Source organism: Streptomyces sp. TLI_146, assembly GCF_002846415.1.
Lineage (GTDB): Bacteria > Actinomycetota > Actinomycetes > Streptomycetales > Streptomycetaceae > Streptomyces.
In genome coordinates this window covers 3,950,828-3,972,190 of sequence record NZ_PJMX01000001.1, presented here as the reverse complement: position 1 = coordinate 3,972,190, position 21,363 = coordinate 3,950,828, and the positions used below count along the sequence as shown (strand labels likewise).

13 protein-coding genes and 3 rRNA genes are annotated in these 21,363 nt (G+C 67.9%); 10 read left to right on the top strand and 6 right to left on the bottom strand.

The window, feature by feature from the left end; translation table 11 throughout:
• Positions 1-6: 6 nt before the first annotated feature.
• Positions 7-1,014: an RDD family protein gene (locus tag BX283_RS17885; RefSeq protein ID WP_101388582.1), complete on the bottom strand. Its 1,008-nt coding sequence runs from the start codon at positions 1,012-1,014 to the stop codon at positions 7-9.
• 165 nt (positions 1,015-1,179) lie between these two features.
• Here BX283_RS17885 and BX283_RS17880 point away from each other — a divergent pair, with 165 nt between their 5' ends.
• The 4 genes from BX283_RS17880 (at position 1,180) to rrf (ending at position 7,887) form a co-directional block, all read left to right on the top strand.
• The gene (locus BX283_RS17880; protein ID WP_101388581.1) at positions 1,180-2,187 is read left to right on the top strand and encodes a stage II sporulation protein M; all 1,008 of its coding nucleotides are present in this window, start codon (positions 1,180-1,182) and stop codon (positions 2,185-2,187) included.
• A gap of 577 nt (positions 2,188-2,764) precedes the next feature.
• A 16S ribosomal RNA gene (locus BX283_RS17870) occupies positions 2,765-4,290 on the top strand.
• A gap of 280 nt (positions 4,291-4,570) precedes the next feature.
• Positions 4,571-7,694: ribosomal RNA gene (locus tag BX283_RS17865) — 23S ribosomal RNA — on the top strand.
• Between the two features lie 76 nt (positions 7,695-7,770).
• Positions 7,771-7,887: ribosomal RNA gene (gene rrf / locus BX283_RS17860) — 5S ribosomal RNA — on the top strand.
• Together the 16S, 23S and 5S rRNA genes form the textbook arrangement of a ribosomal RNA operon.
• A 96-nt stretch (positions 7,888-7,983) precedes the next feature.
• Here rrf and BX283_RS17855 read toward each other — a convergent pair.
• Genes BX283_RS17855 through BX283_RS17835 form a run of 5 tightly spaced genes read right to left on the bottom strand, consistent with a single transcriptional unit; the run spans position 7,984 to position 13,434 of the window.
• Positions 7,984-9,294, bottom strand: coding sequence for a DUF58 domain-containing protein (locus tag BX283_RS17855; RefSeq protein ID WP_101388579.1), 1,311 nt, complete (start codon positions 9,292-9,294; stop codon positions 7,984-7,986).
• A 10-nt stretch (positions 9,295-9,304) separates the two neighbouring features.
• Positions 9,305-10,288: a MoxR family ATPase gene (locus BX283_RS17850; protein ID WP_101388578.1), complete on the bottom strand. Its 984-nt coding sequence runs from the start codon at positions 10,286-10,288 to the stop codon at positions 9,305-9,307.
• Complete coding sequence (locus BX283_RS17845) at positions 10,285-11,487, bottom strand: DUF4350 domain-containing protein (RefSeq protein WP_101388577.1); 1,203 nt, start codon at positions 11,485-11,487, stop codon at positions 10,285-10,287. The genes BX283_RS17850 and BX283_RS17845 overlap by 4 nt, the downstream gene beginning before the upstream one ends.
• Positions 11,484-12,176 (bottom strand): DUF4129 domain-containing protein, encoded by a 693-nt coding sequence (locus BX283_RS17840; protein WP_101388576.1) that lies wholly within the window; start codon positions 12,174-12,176, stop codon positions 11,484-11,486. Before BX283_RS17840 ends, BX283_RS17845 begins: the two co-directional genes overlap by 4 nt.
• Before the next feature lie 22 nt (positions 12,177-12,198).
• A complete protein-coding gene (locus BX283_RS17835; protein WP_101388575.1) occupies positions 12,199-13,434 on the bottom strand; it encodes a glycerophosphoryl diester phosphodiesterase membrane domain-containing protein in 1,236 nt (411 codons plus the stop codon).
• A gap of 155 nt (positions 13,435-13,589) precedes the next feature.
• Here BX283_RS17835 and mtnA point away from each other — a divergent pair, with 155 nt between their 5' ends.
• From mtnA to hpf, 6 genes are all read left to right on the top strand, one after another.
• Positions 13,590-14,738, top strand: a complete 1,149-nt coding sequence (gene mtnA, locus BX283_RS17830; RefSeq protein ID WP_101388574.1) for an S-methyl-5-thioribose-1-phosphate isomerase — start codon at positions 13,590-13,592, stop codon at positions 14,736-14,738.
• Between the two features lie 4 nt (positions 14,739-14,742).
• Positions 14,743-15,432 (top strand): two-component system response regulator MtrA, encoded by a 690-nt coding sequence (gene mtrA / locus BX283_RS17825; protein WP_188278465.1) that lies wholly within the window; start codon positions 14,743-14,745, stop codon positions 15,430-15,432.
• Position 15,433: 1 nt separating this feature from the next.
• Entirely contained in the window at positions 15,434-17,485 is a 2,052-nt protein-coding gene (gene mtrB, locus BX283_RS17820; RefSeq protein WP_101388573.1) for an MtrAB system histidine kinase MtrB, read from the top strand.
• Positions 17,475-19,364 carry an LpqB family beta-propeller domain-containing protein gene (locus BX283_RS17815; RefSeq protein ID WP_101388572.1) on the top strand — a complete coding sequence of 630 codons (1,890 nt, stop codon included), beginning with the start codon at positions 17,475-17,477 and terminating at the stop codon, positions 19,362-19,364. Before mtrB ends, BX283_RS17815 begins: the two co-directional genes overlap by 11 nt.
• Before the next feature lie 143 nt (positions 19,365-19,507).
• Positions 19,508-20,266, top strand: coding sequence for a ComF family protein (locus BX283_RS17810; protein WP_101388571.1), 759 nt, complete (start codon positions 19,508-19,510; stop codon positions 20,264-20,266).
• A 314-nt stretch (positions 20,267-20,580) separates the two neighbouring features.
• Positions 20,581-21,270 carry a ribosome hibernation-promoting factor, HPF/YfiA family gene (gene hpf / locus BX283_RS17800; RefSeq protein WP_101388569.1) on the top strand — a complete coding sequence of 230 codons (690 nt, stop codon included), beginning with the start codon at positions 20,581-20,583 and terminating at the stop codon, positions 21,268-21,270.
• Positions 21,271-21,363 lie beyond the last annotated feature (93 nt).

Below are 21,363 nucleotides of genomic sequence, written 5' to 3'. Positions count from 1 at the left end.
TGCGGCTCAGGCAGGCGGCGCGAAGCCCGTGACGGGCGGCGAATCCGGCTCGGCCCCGGGCCCGGCCGTCGGGGCCCCGAGGGCAGCGGCTGTACGCGGGGGAGTGGCGGCCCGGGTAGGCGCGTCAGGGAGGCGCGTCTCACCGAGGGAGCCCGGTGCGACGGGCCCAGCCGTGGGTGTCCCGCCCATCGCCGTAGCGGAAGCACTCACTCCAGCGACGCCACGGCCACCGCCACCCCAACTCGCGTGCGCCGCACTCTCGTGCGCCGTCCCGAACGCCCGCCGCGCGTCCCGCGTCTGCCGCTCGGCCATGACCGCCGCCAGATACGCGGCCGGAGGCACACCCTCCGGCGCAGGCGCCCCCGTCCGCGCCACCAGGTCGTCGGCCAGCCGGACCGCCATCGTCCAGCTCACCTGCGCGTCGAGCTGCCCCATCCGCGTCAGGTACTGCCGTATCGACAGCCACAGAGCGTCCGGCACCGCCGACAGATCAAGCCCGGAGAAACGTCCCAGCAGCCAGGGCGGAGGAGGCGGCACGGAGGCGGCCCGCCCGGCGGGCACCCTCTCCCGTACGACCAGGGTCCCCGCGAACACGTCCCCGATCCGCCGCCCGCGCTCCGAAACCAGCGACGCGATACAGGCGACGACCCCGAAGGTCAGTAGGACCTCCACCACGCCCATGGCCCCGCGCACGAGCGCGTGCCGGAAGCGGATCGGCCCGCCGTCGTCGCGCACCACTCGCAGACCGCACGCGGCTTTCCCCAAGGAGCGCCCGTGCGTCAGCGTCTCGACCGCTATGGGTGCCCCCACGAGTACGAGGACGAAGAGGGCGACGGCTATCGCCGCCTGCGCGGCATCGTCGAGCGACGCGGTCGCCAGCAACAGGGCGAAGGACACGATCAAGTAGGCGGCCCAGGCCACCACCATGTCGATGAGGAGAGCGAGCGCGCGACTGGGCAGCCGCGCGGGCCGCAGCCCCAGCACGACCGCATCCCCCGTGACCAGCGCACTCACCGTTGCCCACCCTTCACCGACACCGCCGAAGCGACGCTTCTTTACAGAGGCCGCCGTAGCGGCGACCTTCCCCGACCCTCGGAAACCTCAGTCTGCCAAGCTGGCCCGCAGCGCGCCGCAGTAGTACGGACCGTACGCACCCAGTGCCTGGAGCAGCAGCCGACCATGGACCTCGACGTCTTCGTCACCGCCCACCATCCCGAGTGGGACCGACTCGATCAGCTGCTGCGCCGCGGCCGCCGTCTGACCGGCGCCGAGGTCGACGAACTCGTCGCCCTCTATCAGCGCACGTCGACACACCTCTCCCAGATACAGTCCTCGGCGCCGGACCCGCAGCTCACGGCCCGTCTCACCCAGCTCGTGGCCCGTGCCCGCGCCACGGTGACCGGCACCCGCCGCGCCTCCTGGCGCGACGCCGTGCGCTTTCTGACCGCCGGATTCCCGGCAGCCGTCTATCGCGCGCGTAGATGGTGGATTCCGGCGGCGCTGCTCTCGACCGCCCTGGCCGCGATCATCGGCTGGTGGATCGGCACCCACCCCGAGGTCCAGTCGTCGATCGCCGCTCCGGAGACGCTCAGGGACATGACGCGACCCGGTGGGGAGTACGAGACGTACTACTCAAGCCACCCCGCGGCCTCCTTCGCGGCCCAGGTCTGGACGAACAACGCACAGGCAAGCGCGATGTGCCTGGTCCTGGGCGCCTTCCTGGGGCTGCCGGTCCTCTGGGTCCTGTTCTCCAACATGCTGAACCTGGGCGTGGGCATCGGCCTCATGTCCTCGGCCGGCCGCCTGGACACCTTCCTCGGCCTGGTCCTCCCGCACGGCCTTCTCGAACTCACCGCCGTCTTCGTGGCGGCGGGTACAGGGCTACGCCTTGGCTGGACGGTCATCGACCCCGGTCCGCGCACCCGCCGCGACGCCCTCGCCGAAGAGGGCCGCGCGGCCCTGGGCATGGCCATCGGCCTGGCCCTGGTCCTGTTCGTCTCCGGCCTGATCGAAGCCTTCGTCACGCCGTCGGACCTCCCCACCTGGGGCCGCATCGCCATCGGAATCGCCGCCGAGCTGGCATTTCTCGTGTACGTCTACGTGCTCGGCGGCAGAGCAGTGCGCGAGGGCGAGACGGGCGACGTCGACGAACCGGACCGCAGCGCGGCCCAGCCCACCGCCGCGTGATGTGCGTACGACCCCTCTGACCTGGTACTGTCCTCTTCGCCCACAAAAACCGTTGACACGGTTCGCGTGGGGAGGTAGATTCAAACGGTTGCGCCGGACTGGACAGGTTCGGGCGCACTGGCTAGTATCTCTCTCGCTCTCACCGGGAATTGAATTCCTGAAGAGCCACCTCCGATTGATTTGAATCACGAAGCCGATTAGCTCGGCTGAAATGCTTCTGATAGAGTCGGAATCGCCGGAAAGGGAAACGCGAAAGCGGAAACCTGGAAAGCACCGAGGAAGTCGGACCGGGAAACGGTCTGATAGAGTCGGAAACGAAGGAAGCGCCCGGAGGGCCCGGAAACGGGAACAAAGGAAGCGTCCGTACCTTGAGAACTCAACAGCGTGCCAAAAGTCAACGCCAGATTGACAACCCCGGCCCACCGCTTGTCGGTTGGGTTGGAGGTTCCTTTGAAAAGTCCTGCTGACCTTCACGGTCGGCAGGCAACAACACAGCGAGGACGCTGAGGACGGTCGGTCTTATTCCGACGTGACTGTCCCGCTCTTTCGTGTGTGCGCACCGGATTACCGGTACACATTCATGGAGAGTTTGATCCTGGCTCAGGACGAACGCTGGCGGCGTGCTTAACACATGCAAGTCGAACGATGAAGCCCTTCGGGGTGGATTAGTGGCGAACGGGTGAGTAACACGTGGGCAATCTGCCCTTCACTCTGGGACAAGCCCTGGAAACGGGGTCTAATACCGGATACGACCCGGAAGCGCATGCTTCTGGGTGGAAAGCTCCGGCGGTGAAGGATGAGCCCGCGGCCTATCAGCTTGTTGGTGGGGTAATGGCCTACCAAGGCGACGACGGGTAGCCGGCCTGAGAGGGCGACCGGCCACACTGGGACTGAGACACGGCCCAGACTCCTACGGGAGGCAGCAGTGGGGAATATTGCACAATGGGCGAAAGCCTGATGCAGCGACGCCGCGTGAGGGATGACGGCCTTCGGGTTGTAAACCTCTTTCAGCAGGGAAGAAGCGAAAGTGACGGTACCTGCAGAAGAAGCGCCGGCTAACTACGTGCCAGCAGCCGCGGTAATACGTAGGGCGCAAGCGTTGTCCGGAATTATTGGGCGTAAAGAGCTCGTAGGCGGCTTGTCACGTCGGATGTGAAAGCCCGGGGCTTAACCCCGGGTCTGCATTCGATACGGGCTAGCTAGAGTGTGGTAGGGGAGATCGGAATTCCTGGTGTAGCGGTGAAATGCGCAGATATCAGGAGGAACACCGGTGGCGAAGGCGGATCTCTGGGCCATTACTGACGCTGAGGAGCGAAAGCGTGGGGAGCGAACAGGATTAGATACCCTGGTAGTCCACGCCGTAAACGTTGGGAACTAGGTGTTGGCGACATTCCACGTCGTCGGTGCCGCAGCTAACGCATTAAGTTCCCCGCCTGGGGAGTACGGCCGCAAGGCTAAAACTCAAAGGAATTGACGGGGGCCCGCACAAGCAGCGGAGCATGTGGCTTAATTCGACGCAACGCGAAGAACCTTACCAAGGCTTGACATATACCGGAAAGCATTAGAGATAGTGCCCCCCTTGTGGTCGGTATACAGGTGGTGCATGGCTGTCGTCAGCTCGTGTCGTGAGATGTTGGGTTAAGTCCCGCAACGAGCGCAACCCTTGTTCTGTGTTGCCAGCATGCCCTTCGGGGTGATGGGGACTCACAGGAGACTGCCGGGGTCAACTCGGAGGAAGGTGGGGACGACGTCAAGTCATCATGCCCCTTATGTCTTGGGCTGCACACGTGCTACAATGGCCGGTACAATGAGCTGCGATGCCGTGAGGCGGAGCGAATCTCAAAAAGCCGGTCTCAGTTCGGATTGGGGTCTGCAACTCGACCCCATGAAGTCGGAGTTGCTAGTAATCGCAGATCAGCATTGCTGCGGTGAATACGTTCCCGGGCCTTGTACACACCGCCCGTCACGTCACGAAAGTCGGTAACACCCGAAGCCGGTGGCCCAACCCCTTGTGGGAGGGAGCTGTCGAAGGTGGGACTGGCGATTGGGACGAAGTCGTAACAAGGTAGCCGTACCGGAAGGTGCGGCTGGATCACCTCCTTTCTAAGGAGCACAGTACCGATTGCAGGCAAATGTTCTGCACGGTCAGCTCATGGGTGGAACGTTGACTATTCGGCACGGTTTTCGAGGGATCACTAGTACTGCTTCGGCGTGGAACGTGAACCTGAGGGAGCCGGGCCGGGCACGCTGTTGGGTGTCTGAAGGCACGGGCATGGCCCGCTTGTACTTCAGTCGCCGGCCCCAGTGAACTCACCATGTTGTTGGTGGGGTGATGGGTGGCTGGTCGTTGTTTGAGAACTGCACAGTGGACGCGAGCATCTGTGGCCAAGTTTTTAAGGGCGCACGGTGGATGCCTTGGCACCAGGAACCGATGAAGGACGTGGGAGGCCACGATAGTCCCCGGGGAGCCGTCAACCAGGCTTTGATCCGGGGGTTTCCGAATGGGGAAACCCGGCAGTCGTCATGGGCTGTCACCCATGCCTGAACACATAGGGCATGTGGAGGGAACGAGGGGAAGTGAAACATCTCAGTACCCTCAGGAAGAGAAAACAACCGTGATTCCGGGAGTAGTGGCGAGCGAAACCGGATGAGGCCAAACCGTATGCGTGTGATACCCGGCAGGGGTTGCGCATACGGGGTTGTGGGATCTCTTTTTCACAGTCTGCCGGCTGTGAGACGAGTCAGAAACCGTTGATGTAGGCGAAGGACATGCGAAAGGTCCGGCGTAGAGGGTAAGACCCCCGTAGCTGAAACGTCAACGGCTCGTTTAAGAGACACCCAAGTAGCACGGGGCCCGAGAAATCCCGTGTGAATCTGGCGGGACCACCCGTTAAGCCTAAATATTCCCTGGTGACCGATAGCGGATAGTACCGTGAGGGAATGGTGAAAAGTACCGCGGGAGCGGAGTGAAATAGTACCTGAAACCGTGTGCCTACAAGCCGTGGGAGCGTCGCTGTATGTGCTTGCACATGCAGTCGTGACTGCGTGCCTTTTGAAGAATGAGCCTGCGAGTTAGCGGTGTGTAGCGAGGTTAACCCGTGTGGGGAAGCCGTAGCGAAAGCGAGTCCGAACAGGGCGTTTGAGTTGCACGCTCTAGACCCGAAGCGGAGTGATCTAGCCATGGGCAGGTTGAAGCGGAGGTAAGACTTCGTGGAGGACCGAACCCACCAGGGTTGAAAACCTGGGGGATGACCTGTGGTTAGGGGTGAAAGGCCAATCAAACTCCGTGATAGCTGGTTCTCCCCGAAATGCATTTAGGTGCAGCGTCGTGTGTTTCTTGCCGGAGGTAGAGCACTGGATAGGCGATGGGCCCTACCGGGTTACTGACCTTAGCCAAACTCCGAATGCCGGTAAGTGAGAGCGCGGCAGTGAGACTGTGGGGGATAAGCTCCATGGTCGAGAGGGAAACAGCCCAGAGCATCGACTAAGGCCCCTAAGCGTACGCTAAGTGGGAAAGGATGTGGAGTCGCAGAGACAACCAGGAGGTTGGCTTAGAAGCAGCCACCCTTGAAAGAGTGCGTAATAGCTCACTGGTCAAGTGATTCCGCGCCGACAATGTAGCGGGGCTCAAGCGTACCGCCGAAGTCGTGTCATTGACATATATAGCCCTAACGGGTGTGTTGATGGGTAGGGGAGCGTCGTGTGCCGGGTGAAGCCGCAGCGGAAGCTAGTGGTGGACGGTTCACGAGTGAGAATGCAGGCATGAGTAGCGATACACACGTGAGAAACGTGTGCGCCGATTGACTAAGGGTTCCTGGGTCAAGCTGATCTGCCCAGGGTAAGTCGGGACCTAAGGCGAGGCCGACAGGCGTAGTCGATGGACAACCGGTTGATATTCCGGTACCCGCTTTGAAACGCCCAATATCGAATCAGGCGATGCTAAGTCCGTGAAGCCGTTCCGGACCCTTCGGGGAAAGGAAAGTGGTGGAGCCGACGAACCAGACTTGTAGTAGGTAAGCGATGGGGTGACGCAGGAAGGTAGTCCAGCCCGGGCGGTGGTTGTCCCGGGGTAAGGGTGTAGGGCGCTGTCTAGGCAAATCCGGACAGCATGAAGCCTGAGACCTGATGCCGAGCCGATTGTGGTGAAGTGGATGATCCTATGCTGTCGAGAAAAGCCTCTAGCGAGTTTCATGGCGGCCCGTACCCTAAACCGACTCAGGTGGTCAGGTAGAGAATACCGAGGCGTTCGGGTGAACTATGGTTAAGGAACTCGGCAAAATGCCCCCGTAACTTCGGGAGAAGGGGGGCCATCACTGGTGATGAGTCTTGCACTCTGAGCTGGGGGTGGCCGCAGAGACCAGCGAGAAGCGACTGTTTACTAAAAACACAGGTCCGTGCGAAGCCGTAAGGCGATGTATACGGACTGACGCCTGCCCGGTGCTGGAACGTTAAGGGGACCGGTTAGCTTGGATTCGTCCAGGCGAAGCTGAGAACTTAAGCGCCAGTAAACGGCGGTGGTAACTATAACCATCCTAAGGTAGCGAAATTCCTTGTCGGGTAAGTTCCGACCTGCACGAATGGCGTAACGACTTCTCGACTGTCTCAACCATAGGCCCGGTGAAATTGCACTACGAGTAAAGATGCTCGTTTCGCGCAGCAGGACGGAAAGACCCCGGGACCTTTACTACAGTTTGATATTGGTGTTCGGTTCGGCTTGTGTAGGATAGGTGGGAGACTTTGAAGCTGTGACGCCAGTCATGGTGGAGTCGCCGTTGAAATACCACTCTGGTCGTGCTGGATGTCTAACCTGGGTCCGTGATCCGGATCAGGGACAGTGTCTGATGGGTAGTTTAACTGGGGCGGTTGCCTCCTAAAGAGTAACGGAGGCGCCCAAAGGTTCCCTCAGCCTGGTTGGCAATCAGGTGTTGAGTGTAAGTGCACAAGGGAGCTTGACTGTGAGACCGACGGGTCGAGCAGGGACGAAAGTCGGGACTAGTGATCCGGCGGTGGCTTGTGGAAGCGCCGTCGCTCAACGGATAAAAGGTACCCCGGGGATAACAGGCTGATCTTCCCCAAGAGTCCATATCGACGGGATGGTTTGGCACCTCGATGTCGGCTCGTCGCATCCTGGGGCTGGAGTCGGTCCCAAGGGTTGGGCTGTTCGCCCATTAAAGCGGTACGCGAGCTGGGTTTAGAACGTCGTGAGACAGTTCGGTCCCTATCCGCTGTGCGCGTAGGAATATTGAGAAGGGCTGTCCCTAGTACGAGAGGACCGGGACGGACGAACCTCTGGTGTGCCAGTTGTCCTGCCAAGGGCATGGCTGGTTGGCTACGTTCGGAAAGGATAACCGCTGAAAGCATCTAAGCGGGAAGCCTGCTTCGAGATGAGTATTCCCACCTCCTTGAGAGGGTAAGGCTCCCAGTAGACGACTGGGTTGATAGGCCAGATGTGGAAGCCTCGTAAGGGGTGGAGCTGACTGGTACTAATAGGCCGAGGGCTTGTCCTCAGTTGCTCGCGTCCACTGTGTTAGTTCTGAAATAACGAACAGCTGTGTCAACACCAGCGTTCAAATTTCATAGTGTTTCGGTGGTCATAGCGTTAGGGAAACGCCCGGTTACATTCCGAACCCGGAAGCTAAGCCTTTCAGCGCCGATGGTACTGCAGGGGGGACCCTGTGGGAGAGTAGGACACCGCCGAACAATCTTTAGCCTCAACCCCCGTGCCCTTTTGGGCCGGGGGTTGAGGCATTTTTGCGTTCAGGACCCGTTCGGCTCGCGGGCCCCTTTCGCTTTCGATCAGAGTCGACCTGCGGCCTTCAACTCCAGATACGCGTCCGCCAACGCCGGTGCCAGCTCATCCGGGGTCGCGTCCACGACGGTAACGCCATGGCGCATCAGCTGTTCAGCCGTGCGGTGACGCTGTTCCTGGGTGCGGCTGGCAGCGGCCGCTTCGTAAACGGAGTCCGCAGTGCCACGTGACTCCGCCATCTTCTTGATGTGAGGGTCGGCAATCGCTGCGACCAGAACTGTGTGTCGCTTGGTGAGCTGCGGGAGAACGGGGAGCAGGCCTCCCTCCACCGGAGCCGCGTCCAGGCTTGTCAGCAGCACGATCAAGGAACGCCGAGGAGCGTTGGCGAGTGCGGCGGCGCTCAAGCCTCGGGCATCTGTTTCCACCAACTCGGGCTCGAGCGGCGCAAGCGCGTTGACCAGAGAGGGCAGAAGTTCTCCGGAGGCGCGGCCCTGCACTTGGGCTCGCACGCGACGGTCGTATGCCAGGAGGTCGACGCGGTCGCCTGCGCGGGAGGCGAGTGCGGCGAGCAGCAGGGTGGCGTCCATCGCGGCGTCCATGCGGGGGACGTCGCCGACGCGGCCCGCCGACGTACGCCCGGTATCGAGGACGACGAGGATGTGGCGGTCGCGCTCGGGCCGCCAGGTGCGTATGGCGACGGCGTTCTGCCGGGCAGTGGCGCGCCAGTCGATGGAGCGGGTGTCGTCGCCGGGGACGTAGGGGCGCAGGCTGTCGAACTCGGTGCCTTCGCCTCGGGTCAACACGCTGGTGCGGCCATCGAGTTCGCGCAGCCGGGCCAGTCGGGACGGCAGGTGCTTGCGGCTGGTGAAGGGCGGCAGCACGCGCACGGTCCAGGGGACGCGGTGGCTGCCTTGCCGGGAGACGAGGCCGAGCGGTCCGTATGAGCGGATGGTGATCTGCTGGGAGTGTCGGTCGCCCCGCCGGGTCGGGCGCAGGGCCGTGGTGACGCGGCGGCGTTCGCCGGCCGGAACCGTCAAGGCATGCCGTGAAGCGTCCTGTTCGGCGTCGGAAGCCCAGCTGCTGGGCGGCCAGGCGTCGCGGAGCTGGGCCCGCAACGGGCGGCCCGAGGGATTGGTGATGGTGAGGACGACCTCGGCGGCGTCACCCAGTCGAACTGATGTATCACCGTTTCGGGTGAATTGAAGCTTTCGCACTGGCGCGGCGAGGGCGTAGTCGCACATCATTGCGAGTGTGAGGGGGGCGTTGACCGCGAGCATTCCCGCCCAGCTCGGGGCCCATACACCGACGGGGACGGATCCGAGAGCAGCGAGCAGAGCAGTGCGTCCGGTGAGAGCCACGATCGCCGCCTCAGCGGGGGACGGGGACGTGGGCGAGGACCGAGGTGATGACGGAGTCGGCGGTGACGCCCTCCATCTCCGCCTCGGGACGCAACTGGATGCGATGGCGAAGTGTGGGGAGGGCCAAGGCCTTTACGTCGTCGGGGGTGACATAGTCCCGGCCCGTGAGCCAGGCCCAGGCGCGAGCGGTGGAGAGCAGAGCTGTGGCGCCTCGGGGGGATACGCCGAGGCTGAGTGAGGGGGATTCACGCGTGGCACGACAGATATCGACGACATAGCCGGTGATCTCTGCGGAGACCGAGGTCTTGGCCACGGCCGCACGAGCCGCTTCCAGATCGGCGGCTCCCGCGACCGGGCGGACTCCGGCCGCCTGGAGGTCACGAGGGTTGAAACCCTCGGCGTGACGGGCGAGGACGTTGATCTCGTCCGCGCGCGAGGGCAGAGGCACCGTCAACTTCAGCAGGAAGCGGTCCAGCTGGGCTTCCGGCAGGGGATAGGTGCCCTCGTACTCGACGGGGTTCTGCGTCGCGGCGACCAGGAAGGGCTCGGGAAGCGGGCGCGGTGTGCCGTCGACCGTGACCTGACGCTCCTCCATGGCTTCGAGGAGAGAGGACTGGGTCTTCGGAGGCGTGCGGTTGATCTCGTCCGCGAGCAGCAGATTGGTGAACACCGGGCCGGCCTGGAAGGAGAACTCGGCGGTGCGGGCGTCGTAGATCAGCGAGCCCGTGACATCAGTGGGCATCAGATCGGGGGTGAACTGGACGCGCTTGGTGTCGAGTTCGAGCGAAGCGGCGAGCGAACGCACGAGGAGGGTCTTGGCGACGCCAGGGACCCCTTCGAGGAGGACATGACCGCGGCACAGCAGGGCCACGACCAGGCCCGTCACGGCGGAGTCCTGGCCGACCACGGCCTTGGCGATCTCGGTGCGCAGGGCCTCCAGGGAGGCGCGGGCGGTGTCCGGGTTCGCTGCGGTCGCCGGGGTTCGGTCGCTCATGAGGTGCGTACCTCTCTTTCGAGGGCGTCGAGTTCGTCCGCGAGGCGGACCAGTGCGGCGTCGTCGGCCGGGGCCGGGCCGAAGAGCAGGACCTGAAGGTCCTGTTCGGCTGACGTGGTCCGGGCGGAGACGGCGGGGAGGAGGAGTTCGGGCGCGTGCGCCGAGGCGGCGGGCACGCCCAGGAGGGGAGCAAGACGGGTGCGGGTGGCCGAGCGCAGGGCTTCGGCCGCGCGGTCGCGGGCATTGGCCTTGCGGTAGAGGCGGGCTCGGCCCTCGGTGGCCTCGGACGCGCGGACGGCGACCGGGAGTTGCTCGGTCACCAGGGGGCCGAGGCGGCGGGCGCGCCAGATGGCGGCGAGGGCGGTCGCGAGGGCGAGCTGGAGGGTGGCCCAGAGCCATCCGGACGGGACGAGGTCGAAGAAGCTGCGGTCGCCACCGTCGGTGGCCGAGACATCACCGAGCGAGGGGAGGTACCAGACCAGATGGGGGCGGGAGCCGAGGAGTTGCAGGGCGAGCGAGGCGTTGCCCTGCTTGTCGAGACGGTGGTTGTAGAGGATGTCCGGGGCGCCGAGCAGGACGGTGTCCCCATGGGCGGGGGTCTGTATCCGGAGCAGGGTGGGCAGTCCGCCTGCGGGGTAACACGCGTCGTCGGCCTGGCCGTCGGCGGAGTAGCGGACGCCTCCGGTGTCGGCGCTTCCGGCGCGGACGGCCAGCGGCAGGGAGCAGTTCGGCTCGCGGTTGCCGACCGAGGACGAGCCCTCTTCCCGTACGCCGGGTGCGAGTACGGGAAGGGAGGGCGAGCCAGGGGAGAGCAGTACGGTGCGTCCGCCGGACCCGGCGGTGGCGGCGTGGAGCCGGCGTTGCTGGGACGCGGTGAGCAGATCGGGGACGGTGACCAGGAGCGTGGTGTCCGGACCCGCAGCGCGGGCGGCTTCGTCGAGCGTGGTGGCCACGCGCGTGGAGACGCCCTGATCCTTGAGGAGTTCGGCGACGGCGCGACTGCCGTAGCGGTCCGCCGACCTGGGGTCGAGGCGGCCGTGCTGGTCCCCGGATCGGGTGGCGGCGAGGGTGATCCCGGCGGCCAGGAGGATCACGGCGGCGAGCAGCAGACCGCGGGTGCGCGTCCAGATCTGACGGGGCGTCGCGTCGGTGGACGTGGAGGCGGGAGGGGCGGTATTGGCGGCCCGGGTGCCGGTCATTTGGCGGCTCCCCGGGCAGTCGCCTCCACTGTGGGGCGTTGGGCGAGGGCGCTGAGATCCGGCTTGGTGCGTTCCAGATCGGTGTCGAGGTCGCGCAGACGGCGGTACGCGGACTCGTCCGCCGTACGGCCTCCGTATGTGACGTCGTCGAACTCGCGGGCGGCGGTGCGGAGTCGGTCGGCGTGGCCGGGCAGCGGGCGGCCTGCCTCGGCGGCGGCCTCGTCGGCGGTGCGGCCGGGGCGCGGGTCGAGGAGGGCACGTTCCTCCAGGGAGCGGACGATCGCGCGCATCCGTTCCTGGACGGCCTGGGTCCAGCGGCCTGCCTCGGCGTGGCCCTCGGCGGTGGCGCGGTGCTCGGCGGCGCTGCGCGGGCGGTCGTCGAAGACGGTGCCGACAGTGGAGAAAGCGCGCTTCGGGGTGCCCAGCCGCCACCACAGGGCGGCGACCAGGGCGAGGACGAACACGGCGATGGCGACCAGTCCGAGCGCGCCGCCCGGGGCCGCGCCCGAGGCGGCGTTGAACAGGCCACCGACCCAGTCCCAGAAGCGGTTGAGGGCGCGCTCCAGGAGGTTCGGGTCGTTCTCGTGGTACCTCGGATCGGTCAGTTCGCGCCGGGCCGCCTCGCGGGCGGGCACGCGCGGAGTGTCCACCGGTGGTTCCCCGGCTGCTCGGACCAGCAGCCGCACCATGCCCCCCGTTGCGGACACCGCATCAGCTCCTGGGGGTCTCGTAGCCCGGGAGGTTCGCGGCGCGGGCGAGATCGAGGTCGAGGGCCTCGCGGCGGATGCGCTGGTCGACGTAGAGCAGCGCGGCCACACCGGCGGAGATCGGGTAGGTGATCGCCGAGCCGATCACGGCGCCGATCCCGGTGATGATCAGGAACGGCCAGCCGAAGTCGGAAGTGGACCCGGAGAAGAGGCTGCCGCCGCCGTCGTCCACGAGCGTTCCGATCACGGTGAACGGGATCGCGATGATCATCGAGACGATGAACGTCAGGAGCAGCGTCAGCAGCGTGATGCCGAAGATCCGCCACCAGGCGCCGCGCACCAGCTTGGCGGACCGGCGCAGGGACTTGACGAGGCCCTGGCGCTCCAGCATCAGCGCGGGCGCGGCGAGGCTGAACTGGACCAGCAGCCAGATGACGACCACGACGGCGGCCAGCCCGCCGAGGCCGGCCAGGGCCGCACCCCCGTCGGATCCGATGAGCGCCCCCGGAAGGATGCCGATGCCGACGATCGCGCCCGCCATCAGGGGCAGCAGCACCAGGAGGCCGAGCAGGGGCAGCAGCCTCGGCCGGGCCTCCGCCCAGGCCTCCCGCAGCGTCACCGGCCGCCCCAGGACGGAGCGGCTGATGACGACGGTGAGGACCGCCGTGACGAAGAGGGTGCCGATCAGTGCGAGGACGGCGACGGGCAGCAGGCCGAGCAGGCTGGAGCGCAGCGAGTCGAAGGCCTGGTCGATGGCCTCGGTGCCGGTGGCGTTCGGGTCGATCTCCGGGGGATCCGGCAGGAGGTAGCGCTGGACGAGAATGTCCGCGATCTGCGTGATCACGGCGACCGTGAGGGTCAGGCCGAGAACCGTGCGCCAGTGGGCGCGCATCGTCGACACCGCGCCGTCCAGGATCTCGCCGACCCCGAGCGGGCGGAGCGGGATCACGCCGGGCTTGGCGGCCGGCGCGGGTCCCCACCCGTGGTTCCAGTTCCCGCCGGGAGCCGGAGGCCGGCCCCAGCCGCCCTGCTGGGGCCCAGGAGGGCCCGGCGGGGGCGGGGGAGTGCCCTGGCCCGGGGTGGCGGCCGGAGGCGACCACTGGCCCGCCGGAGGCTGGTTCCGGGACCATTGCGAGGACGCGCGGGCCCGGTCGGAGGGCTCGGGCTGCCCGGGGGTGCCGGAGTCCTCGCCGTCGGAGGGGGCCGATCCGGGCGAAGCCCAGCCCGGAGAGTCGTTCACGGTCGTCCACCTCGTGGATTGGTCGTGGGACCAGCTCGGCGAGCCGGCTCGTTGGGGTCGGCAGCCATCGTGCCATGCGGTTCCTGGCTGCGGACCGGCCCCCGTATCTCGTTAGCACCTTCAATTGTCGGCGGCTCACCGGGCAGACTGGGCGGATGGCTGATCACGAGGTGCGATCCACCGTGGGCTCCGAGCCGTCGGGACTGGCACAGCTTCGTTGGGACGAGCCGCCGGAGGGGCCGGTGCTGGTGCTCCTCGACCAGACGCGGCTGCCGGCCGAGGAGGTCGAACTGGTCTGTACGGATGTGCCGGGGCTGGTCCTGGCCATCCAGACGCTGGCCGTCCGAGGGGCTCCGCTGCTGGGGATCGCCGGGGCGTACGGGGTGGCGCTGGCCGGGGTGCGCGGCTTCGACGTACAGGAGGCAGCGGCCCTGCTGGCGGCGGCGCGGCCCACCGCGGTGAACCTCGGGTACGGGGTGCGGCTGGCGCTGGGGGCGTACCAGGCGGCCCTCGACAAGGGCGGGGGCCCGCAGGAGGCCGGGGCGGCGGCGCTGGCGGCCGCTAAGGCCCTGCACCGGGCGGATGCCGAGGCCAGTGCCAGGATGGCGGCCCACGGGCTGGCACTGCTCGACGAGCTGCTGCCCGGTGGCCGCCACCGGGTGCTCACGCACTGCAACACCGGGCGGCTGGTCTCCGGTGGCGAGGGCACCGCGTTCGCGGTGGCGCTGGCCGCGCACCGGGCGGGCCGGCTGCGGCGGCTGTGGGTGGACGAGACTCGGCCGCTGCTGCAAGGAGCCAGACTGACCGCGTACGAGGCGGCGCGCAGTGGGATGGCGTACAGCTTGCTGACCGACAATGCTGCGGGTTCGCTGTTCGCGGCGGGGGAGGTGGACGCCGTTCTGATCGGGGCGGATCGCATCGCCGCCGACGGATCGGTGGCGAACAAGGTGGGAAGCTATCCGCTCGCTGTACTCGCCAAGTACCACCACGTGCCGTTCATCGTGGTGGCGCCGGTCACGACGGTGGATCTGGAAACCCCCGACGGGGCGGCGATCGAGGTCGAGCAGCGACCCGGGCAGGAGGTGACGGAGCTCACCGGACCGCAGGTTTCCGCGGCCGGGTGGGGGGCCGGCGGCGGGCTGCCCGTGGCGCCGCTGGGGACGCAGGCGTACAACCCCGCGTTCGATGTGACGCCCCCCGAGTTGGTGACGGCGATCGTCACCGAGGAAGGTGTGCTCTCCCCCGTGACGGGGGGCGGGCTGAGAGAGCTGTGTGCCAGGTCACGCCAGGTAACGATTAGCTAATGGGATGATGACGTTTATGAAGGGACGCGTCCTTGTCGTCGACGACGACACCGCGCTGGCCGAGATGCTCGGCATTGTGCTGCGTGGAGAAGGTTTTGAGCCGTCGTTCGTAGCGGACGGCGACAAGGCACTGGCGGCATTCCGTGAGGCCAAGCCGGACCTGGTGCTGCTGGACCTCATGCTGCCCGGACGGGACGGCATCGAGGTCTGCAGGCTGATCAGGGCCGAGTCGGGTGTGCCGATCGTGATGCTCACCGCCAAGAGCGACACCGTGGATGTGGTGGTCGGCCTGGAGTCCGGGGCGGACGACTACATCGTGAAGCCGTTCAAGCCGAAGGAGCTGGTCGCCCGTATCCGGGCGCGCCTGAGGAGGTCGGAGGAGCCGGCGCCGGAGCAGCTGGCGATCGGCGATCTGGTGATCGACGTGGCGGGTCACTCCGTGAAGCGGGACGGGCAGTCCATCGCCCTGACCCCGCTGGAGTTCGACCTGCTGGTCGCGCTGGCCCGCAAGCCGTGGCAGGTGTTCACCCGTGAGGTGCTCCTGGAGCAGGTGTGGGGGTACCGGCACGCGGCGGACACGCGGCTGGTCAACGTGCATGTCCAGCGGCTGCGCTCGAAGGTCGAGAAGGACCCCGAGCGGCCGGAGATCGTGGTGACCGTCCGTGGTGTCGGTTACAAGGCCGGACCGAGCTGACATGTCCCGCGGCGGTGCTGCTCCGAAGCCCGGGAAGCCCGGGGTCCGTGGGGGGCGGGCTGCTGGTGTGGGACGCAAGACGACGGCATGGGGCGGGCGGATCCTCCAGGAGGGCACGCCCGGCAGCCCCGTGCTGCGGCTCTTCGTGCGCTGGGTGCGGCGTCCGCTGCTGCCCGCGGTGCGGCTGTGGCGGCGCAACATCCAGCTGCGGGTGGTCGCCTCCACCCTGCTGATGTCGCTGGGTGTGGTGCTGCTGCTCGGGTTCGTTGTCATCGGTCAGGTGCGCAACGGGCTCCTCGTCACCAAGGAGAAGGCGTCCGAGAGCCAGTCCGCGGGCGGCTTCGCCGTGGCCAAGGACAAGGCCAGCGCCCCGGCGGCGCCGGGCGGCCAGGACGACGGCAGCTCGGACGGGCGGGCCGGCAGCTCGGTGACCTGGCGCAGCGAGCTGGTGACCCAGCTCGCCAGTGGCGGCCAGGGCGCGTTCTACGTGGTCGCGCTGAGCGCCGACTCCGAGGACTCGGGCTCCAGCAACCGCGGCCCGCGCGCCTCGGGCGGCGTGGATCCGGTCGCGAGCGTCCCGCAGAGCCTGCGGGACAACGTCGACCAGGGGACGGGGGCGTACAAGACGTACGCCTCGATCAAGTACCTCGACGGCCAGGAGCCCAAGCCGGGGCTGGTCATCGGGACCAAGCTGAAGGACGTGGACGGCCAGGCCTACCAGCTGTACTACCTCTTCCCGCTGGCGCAGGAGGAGAAGACGCTGAGCCTGGTCAAGGGCACTCTCGCGACCGCCGGGCTGTTCCTGGTGGTGCTGCTCGGCGCGATCGCCTGGCTGGTGGTGCGCCAGGTCGTCACCCCGGTCCGGATGGCGGCGCAGATCGCGGAGCGGCTCTCCGCGGCCAAGCTCCAGGAGCGGATGAAGGTCACCGGCGAGGACGACATCGCGCGGCTCGGCGAGGCCTTCAACAAGATGGCTCAGAACCTCCAGATCAAGATCCAGCAGCTGGAGGAGCTGTCGCGGATGCAGCGGCGGTTCGTCTCGGACGTCTCGCACGAGCTGCGGACGCCGCTGACGACCGTACGGATGGCGGCGGACGTCATCCACGAGGCGCGCGTCGACTTCGATCCGGTGACGGCGCGGTCGGCGGAGCTGCTGGCCGGGCAGCTCGACCGGTTCGAGTCGCTGCTCGCCGACCTGCTGGAGATCAGCCGGTTCGACGCGGGCGCGGCGGCCCTGGAGGCCGAGCCGATAGACCTGCGGGACGTCGTACGACGGGTGATCGAGGGCGCCGAGCCGCTCGCCGAGCGCAAGGGCACCCGGATACGGGTGGTCGGTGACGACCAGCCGGTGGTCGCGGAGGCCGATGCCCGCAGGGTCGAGCGGGTGCTGCGCAACCTCGTGGTCAACGCCGTGGAGCACGGCGAGGGCCGGGACGTGGTGGTGCGCATGGGCACGGCCGGCGGCGCCGTCGCGGTCGCGGTGCGCGACTACGGAGTGGGCCTGAAGCCGGGCGAGGCGACCCGGGTGTTCAACCGCTTCTGGCGGGCCGACCCGGCCCGGGCCAGGACGACCGGAGGCACGGGCCTCGGACTGTCGATCGCGGTCGAGGACGCGCGGCTGCACGGCGGCTGGCTGCAGGCCTGGGGCGAGCCCGGTGGCGGCTCCCAGTTCCGGCTGACGCTGCCGCGTACGGCCGACGAGCCGCTGCGCGGATCGCCGATACCGCTGGAGCCGGAGGACTCACGGGCCGCGCGCGAGCGGGCCCGCCAGGGCGAGGCCGTCGAGCAGGGCAACGGGCTGCGGCTGGCGAGCGTGCCGGTCCAGCCCGCCGCCACCCGCTCCTCGCTGCCCGTGCCGCCCCGGCCCCCGGTCCCGCCGAGGACGTCCGGGCCGGCCGCCGATCCGACCGCGCTGCCCGGTGGCGGGGGGGCCAGAGTGGTGCCCCGGGTCAGTGACGCGCGCGTGGAGGGCGAATCCGTACCATCGCAGGCTGCTGACACAGCGGCTGCCCCGGCAGCCGCCGACCAGGAGGAATCGGCTCGTGGGCGCTGATCGGGGGAGGGGCCGCGGCCGTCGGCTGCGGTCGGCCGCGCTGCTGGGCTGCGGCGGTGTGCTGGTGGCGGGGTGCGCGTCGATGCCGGACAGCGGGGACGTGCACGCGGTACAGGCCTCGCAGCGCGCCGACTCGCAGGTGCAGGTGTACGCGGTGCCGCCGCGCGAGGGGGCGGCCGCCGACGAGATAGTCGACGGGTTCCTGGAGGCGATGACCAGTGACGACCCGCAGTTCGCGACGGCCCGCAAGTATCTGACGCCGCAGGCCGCGCGGACCTGGAAGCCGGATCTGGCGACCACGGTGCTGGCGGACGGGCCGAACCCGCAGCCGAACCGGACCAACGACAAGGGCGACAGTTCGAGCTTCACCTTCACGGTGACCGGGAAGCCGGTCGCCGTGGTGGACAAGCAGCACGCCTATCAGCCGGCCGGGCCGAAGTCGGCGTACAACGAGACGATCCACCTCGTACGGCAGAGCACGCCCAGCGGCAAGGAGTGGCGCATCGACGCGCTGCCCGAGGGGCTGCTGCTGGGGCAGTCGGACTTCCAGCGGATCTACCGTTCCGTCAACAAGTACTACTTCGCGTCGGGGCAGGACCGGCTGGTGGCCGATCCGGTGTACGTGCGCCAGCGCAACGACCCCGAGACGCAGATGAACCTGGTCACCCAGACGGTCATGGCCGTTCTGGAGGGGCCGACCAACTGGCTGCGTCCGGTGGTGGGTTCGCGCTTCCCGAGCGGTACGGCGCTGAAGGACGGCACCAAGTCGCTCTCGTTCGACGACCGCAACGCGCTGAAGGTGCCGCTGAACGAGCGGGCGTCCAACGTCGGCGGGAGCCAGTGCCGCAAGATGGCGGCCCAACTGCTGTTCACGCTGCGGGATCTGACGGCCACCCGGGTCGGCCAGGTGGAGCTGGACCGGGCGAACGGCTCGCAGCTGTGCGTGCTCGGCGGCGACCAGGCCGAGGGGTACGCGCCGGACCACATCTCGCCCAAGCCCGGCCAGTACTTCGTGGACGAGCAGGGGCGCCTCGCGCGGATGCGTGCCGGGGCGCGTGACAGCGCGGAGGGCACCGACGGCGCGGACAGCACGGACGGGGACGTGGTCACCGAGCTGGTGCCCGGGCCGTTCGGCCGGACGGGTCAGCAGCTGCGTACGGTCGCGGTGGAGCGGGACGAGAGGCGCGCGGCGGGAGTGACGGCCGACGGCCGTTCGCTGTACGTGGCGCCGATCGTGTCCGACGGCGAGCTGGTGAAGACGCTCGTGACCAGCCAGAGCAAGGATCCGAAGGACGGCCTTTCGGCGCCGAGTTGGGACGGCCGCAACGATCTGTGGGTGGCCGACCGGGATCCGGGCCACTCCCGGCTGCTCCGCCTCGACAACGGCGAGGGCCAGCCGCAGGAGGTCGATGTCGCCGGTCTGAACGGGGCGCGCATCGAGCAGGTGCGGATGTCGGCGGACGGGGTGCGCATCGCGCTCCTGGTGAACGAGGGCGGCCACACGACGCTGCGGATCGGCCGCGTGGAGCGGATCGGCGACCCGGAGCACCCGCAGGTCTCCGTGGTGGAACTGCGCCCCGGAGCGCCGCAGATGGAGGATGTGACGGCCGTTTCCTGGGCCGGTCGCAGCCGTCTCGTCGTGGTCGGCAAGGAGTCCGGCGGCCTCCAGCAGCAGCTGCGCTACATGCAGACGGACGGTTCGCTGTCGGCCGCGGGCAATCTGCCGGGCGCCAACCGGGTGACCGAGATCGCCGCGGCGGACGACGAGCGGCTGCCGCTGGTGGCGCACTCCAGGGAGGACGGCATCGTCCGGCTCCCGCCGGGCGCCAACTGGAAGACGGCGGTCAAGAAGGGATCCTCGCCCGTCTACCCGGGCTGAGAGCCTGTCTTTGAACCCTCGCCTGCGCACCGGCGGTCGCGCCGCCCGGGCGGTCGCTCAAGGGTTCCGGCAGTGGCCCGGTGGCCCCGGTGGGTTTTCCACAGGGGTGGCCGGGCAGCCGTCCTGTTGGCAGAGTGGATGCCATGCGGGGATGGTGGCAGGAGATCTCCGGGCTGGTGCTGCCGGTTGCCTGCGGCGGCTGCGGCAGTCCCCGTACCGCGCTGTGCGAGCGGTGCGCGGCGGCGCTCCTCGGTGTGCGGGCACGGCGGGTCCGACCTGCCCCCGAGCCCGCGGGACTGCCGGTGGTGTACGCGGCGGCCGTGTACGAGGACGCGGTGCGGGCGGTGCTGCTCGCGCACAAGGAACGGGGCGCCCTGGGCCTGGCCGGGGTCCTCGGGAAGGCGCTCGCGGGCGCGGTGCGCGCGGCCGCGGCGGCGCCCCGGGACGGGCCGCTGCTGCTCGTGCCGGTGCCGTCGGCGCGGCGGGCGGTGCGGGCCCGCGGGCATGATCCGGCGCGCCGGATCGCCCTGGCGGCGGCCGGGGAGTTGCGGCGTACGGGCACGGACGCGCGTGTGGCGGCGGTGCTGCGCCAGCGGCGTGCGGTGGCGGACCAGTCGGGGCTGAGCGCCCGGCAGCGGCTGGCGAATCTGAGCGGGGCGCTGGAGGTGTCGGCAGGCGGTGACAGGCTGCTGGAAGGCGGCCGGGTGGTCCTGGTAGACGACCTGATGACGACGGGAGCCTCGCTGGTGGAGGCGGCCCGGGCCGTCGCGGGCGCCGGCGGTGTGGCCACCCGGGCGGCCGGCGGTGCCCCGGCGCACGCAATTGCTGGATTCGCACAACGGACGGCCGCAGCCGCGGTCGTCGCATCCACTCCGGCATCTTTCGAAATAAACCGGAACTGACAGGGAACTTGCATCGTTGCAGGTAGTGAGAGGGAGGAAACACCTGAACGGAGGTACGTGCGGGTAGCGGGTGCCGACATCCGTCCGAGCGAGCTATGTTCGGTTGTGAGGAATGGCGAAAGCTGGCCTCGCTGAATGCACGACCCCGCTTCTGGGTATTTCCCCGACCCTGAAGTCGGTGGGGTGGCGATCTTCCCCACGGGGGAGGAGGAGGTGAAAGTCGCCCAGTCCGAGACTCCGGTGGTCACCGGAGTCTGGTGCAAGAGGGAGATGCTCCGCAGTGAAGGCGGAGTGATCCGGGAACGGAGTTCTGCGTGGACATCGTCGTCAAGGGCCGCAAGACAGAGGTGCCCGAGCGGTTCCGCAAGCACGTGGCCGAGAAGCTGAAGCTGGAGAAGATCCAGAAGCTCGACGGCAAGGTAATCAGCCTCGACGTCGAGGTGTCCAAGGAACACAACCCGCGGCAGGCCGACCGTTCCGACCGAGTGGAGATCACGCTGCACTCGCGTGGCCCGGTGATCCGGGCGGAGGCGGCGGCAGGCGACCCGTACGCAGCCCTCGACCTGGCCCACAGCAAGCTGGAGGCGCGGCTGCGCAAGCAGCACGACAAGCGCTACACCCGCAGGGGCAACGGTCGGCTGTCGGCTGCCGAGGTGGCCGTCGTGATGCCGGACGCCGCCCAGTTGAACGGAAGCGGGGAGCTCGTGGACGGATCGAGGGACGAGGGCGTCCCCGTCACCCGGATGGGGTCGGTCGAGGTACAGGGCGAAGGCCCGCTGGTGGTCCGCGAGAAGACCCATGTGGCCGCCCCGATGACGCTCGACCAGGCGCTCTACGAGATGGAGCTGGTCGGGCACGACTTCTACCTCTTCGTCGACTCCGAGACGAAGCAGCCCAGCGTGGTCTACCGGCGGCACGCCTACGACTACGGCGTGATTCATCTGGAATCGGACCCGCTCGCCGGTGAGGACGCGGGCGGCGCCGGTGGAGCACTCGGCGGCTGACCAGGTCGGCGGCGCGCTGAACGGATCGGTGCGGCGCGCCGTACCAGAGTGCGGTGATGCCCCTGGAGCGCTTGCGTGCGCCCCCAGGGGCAC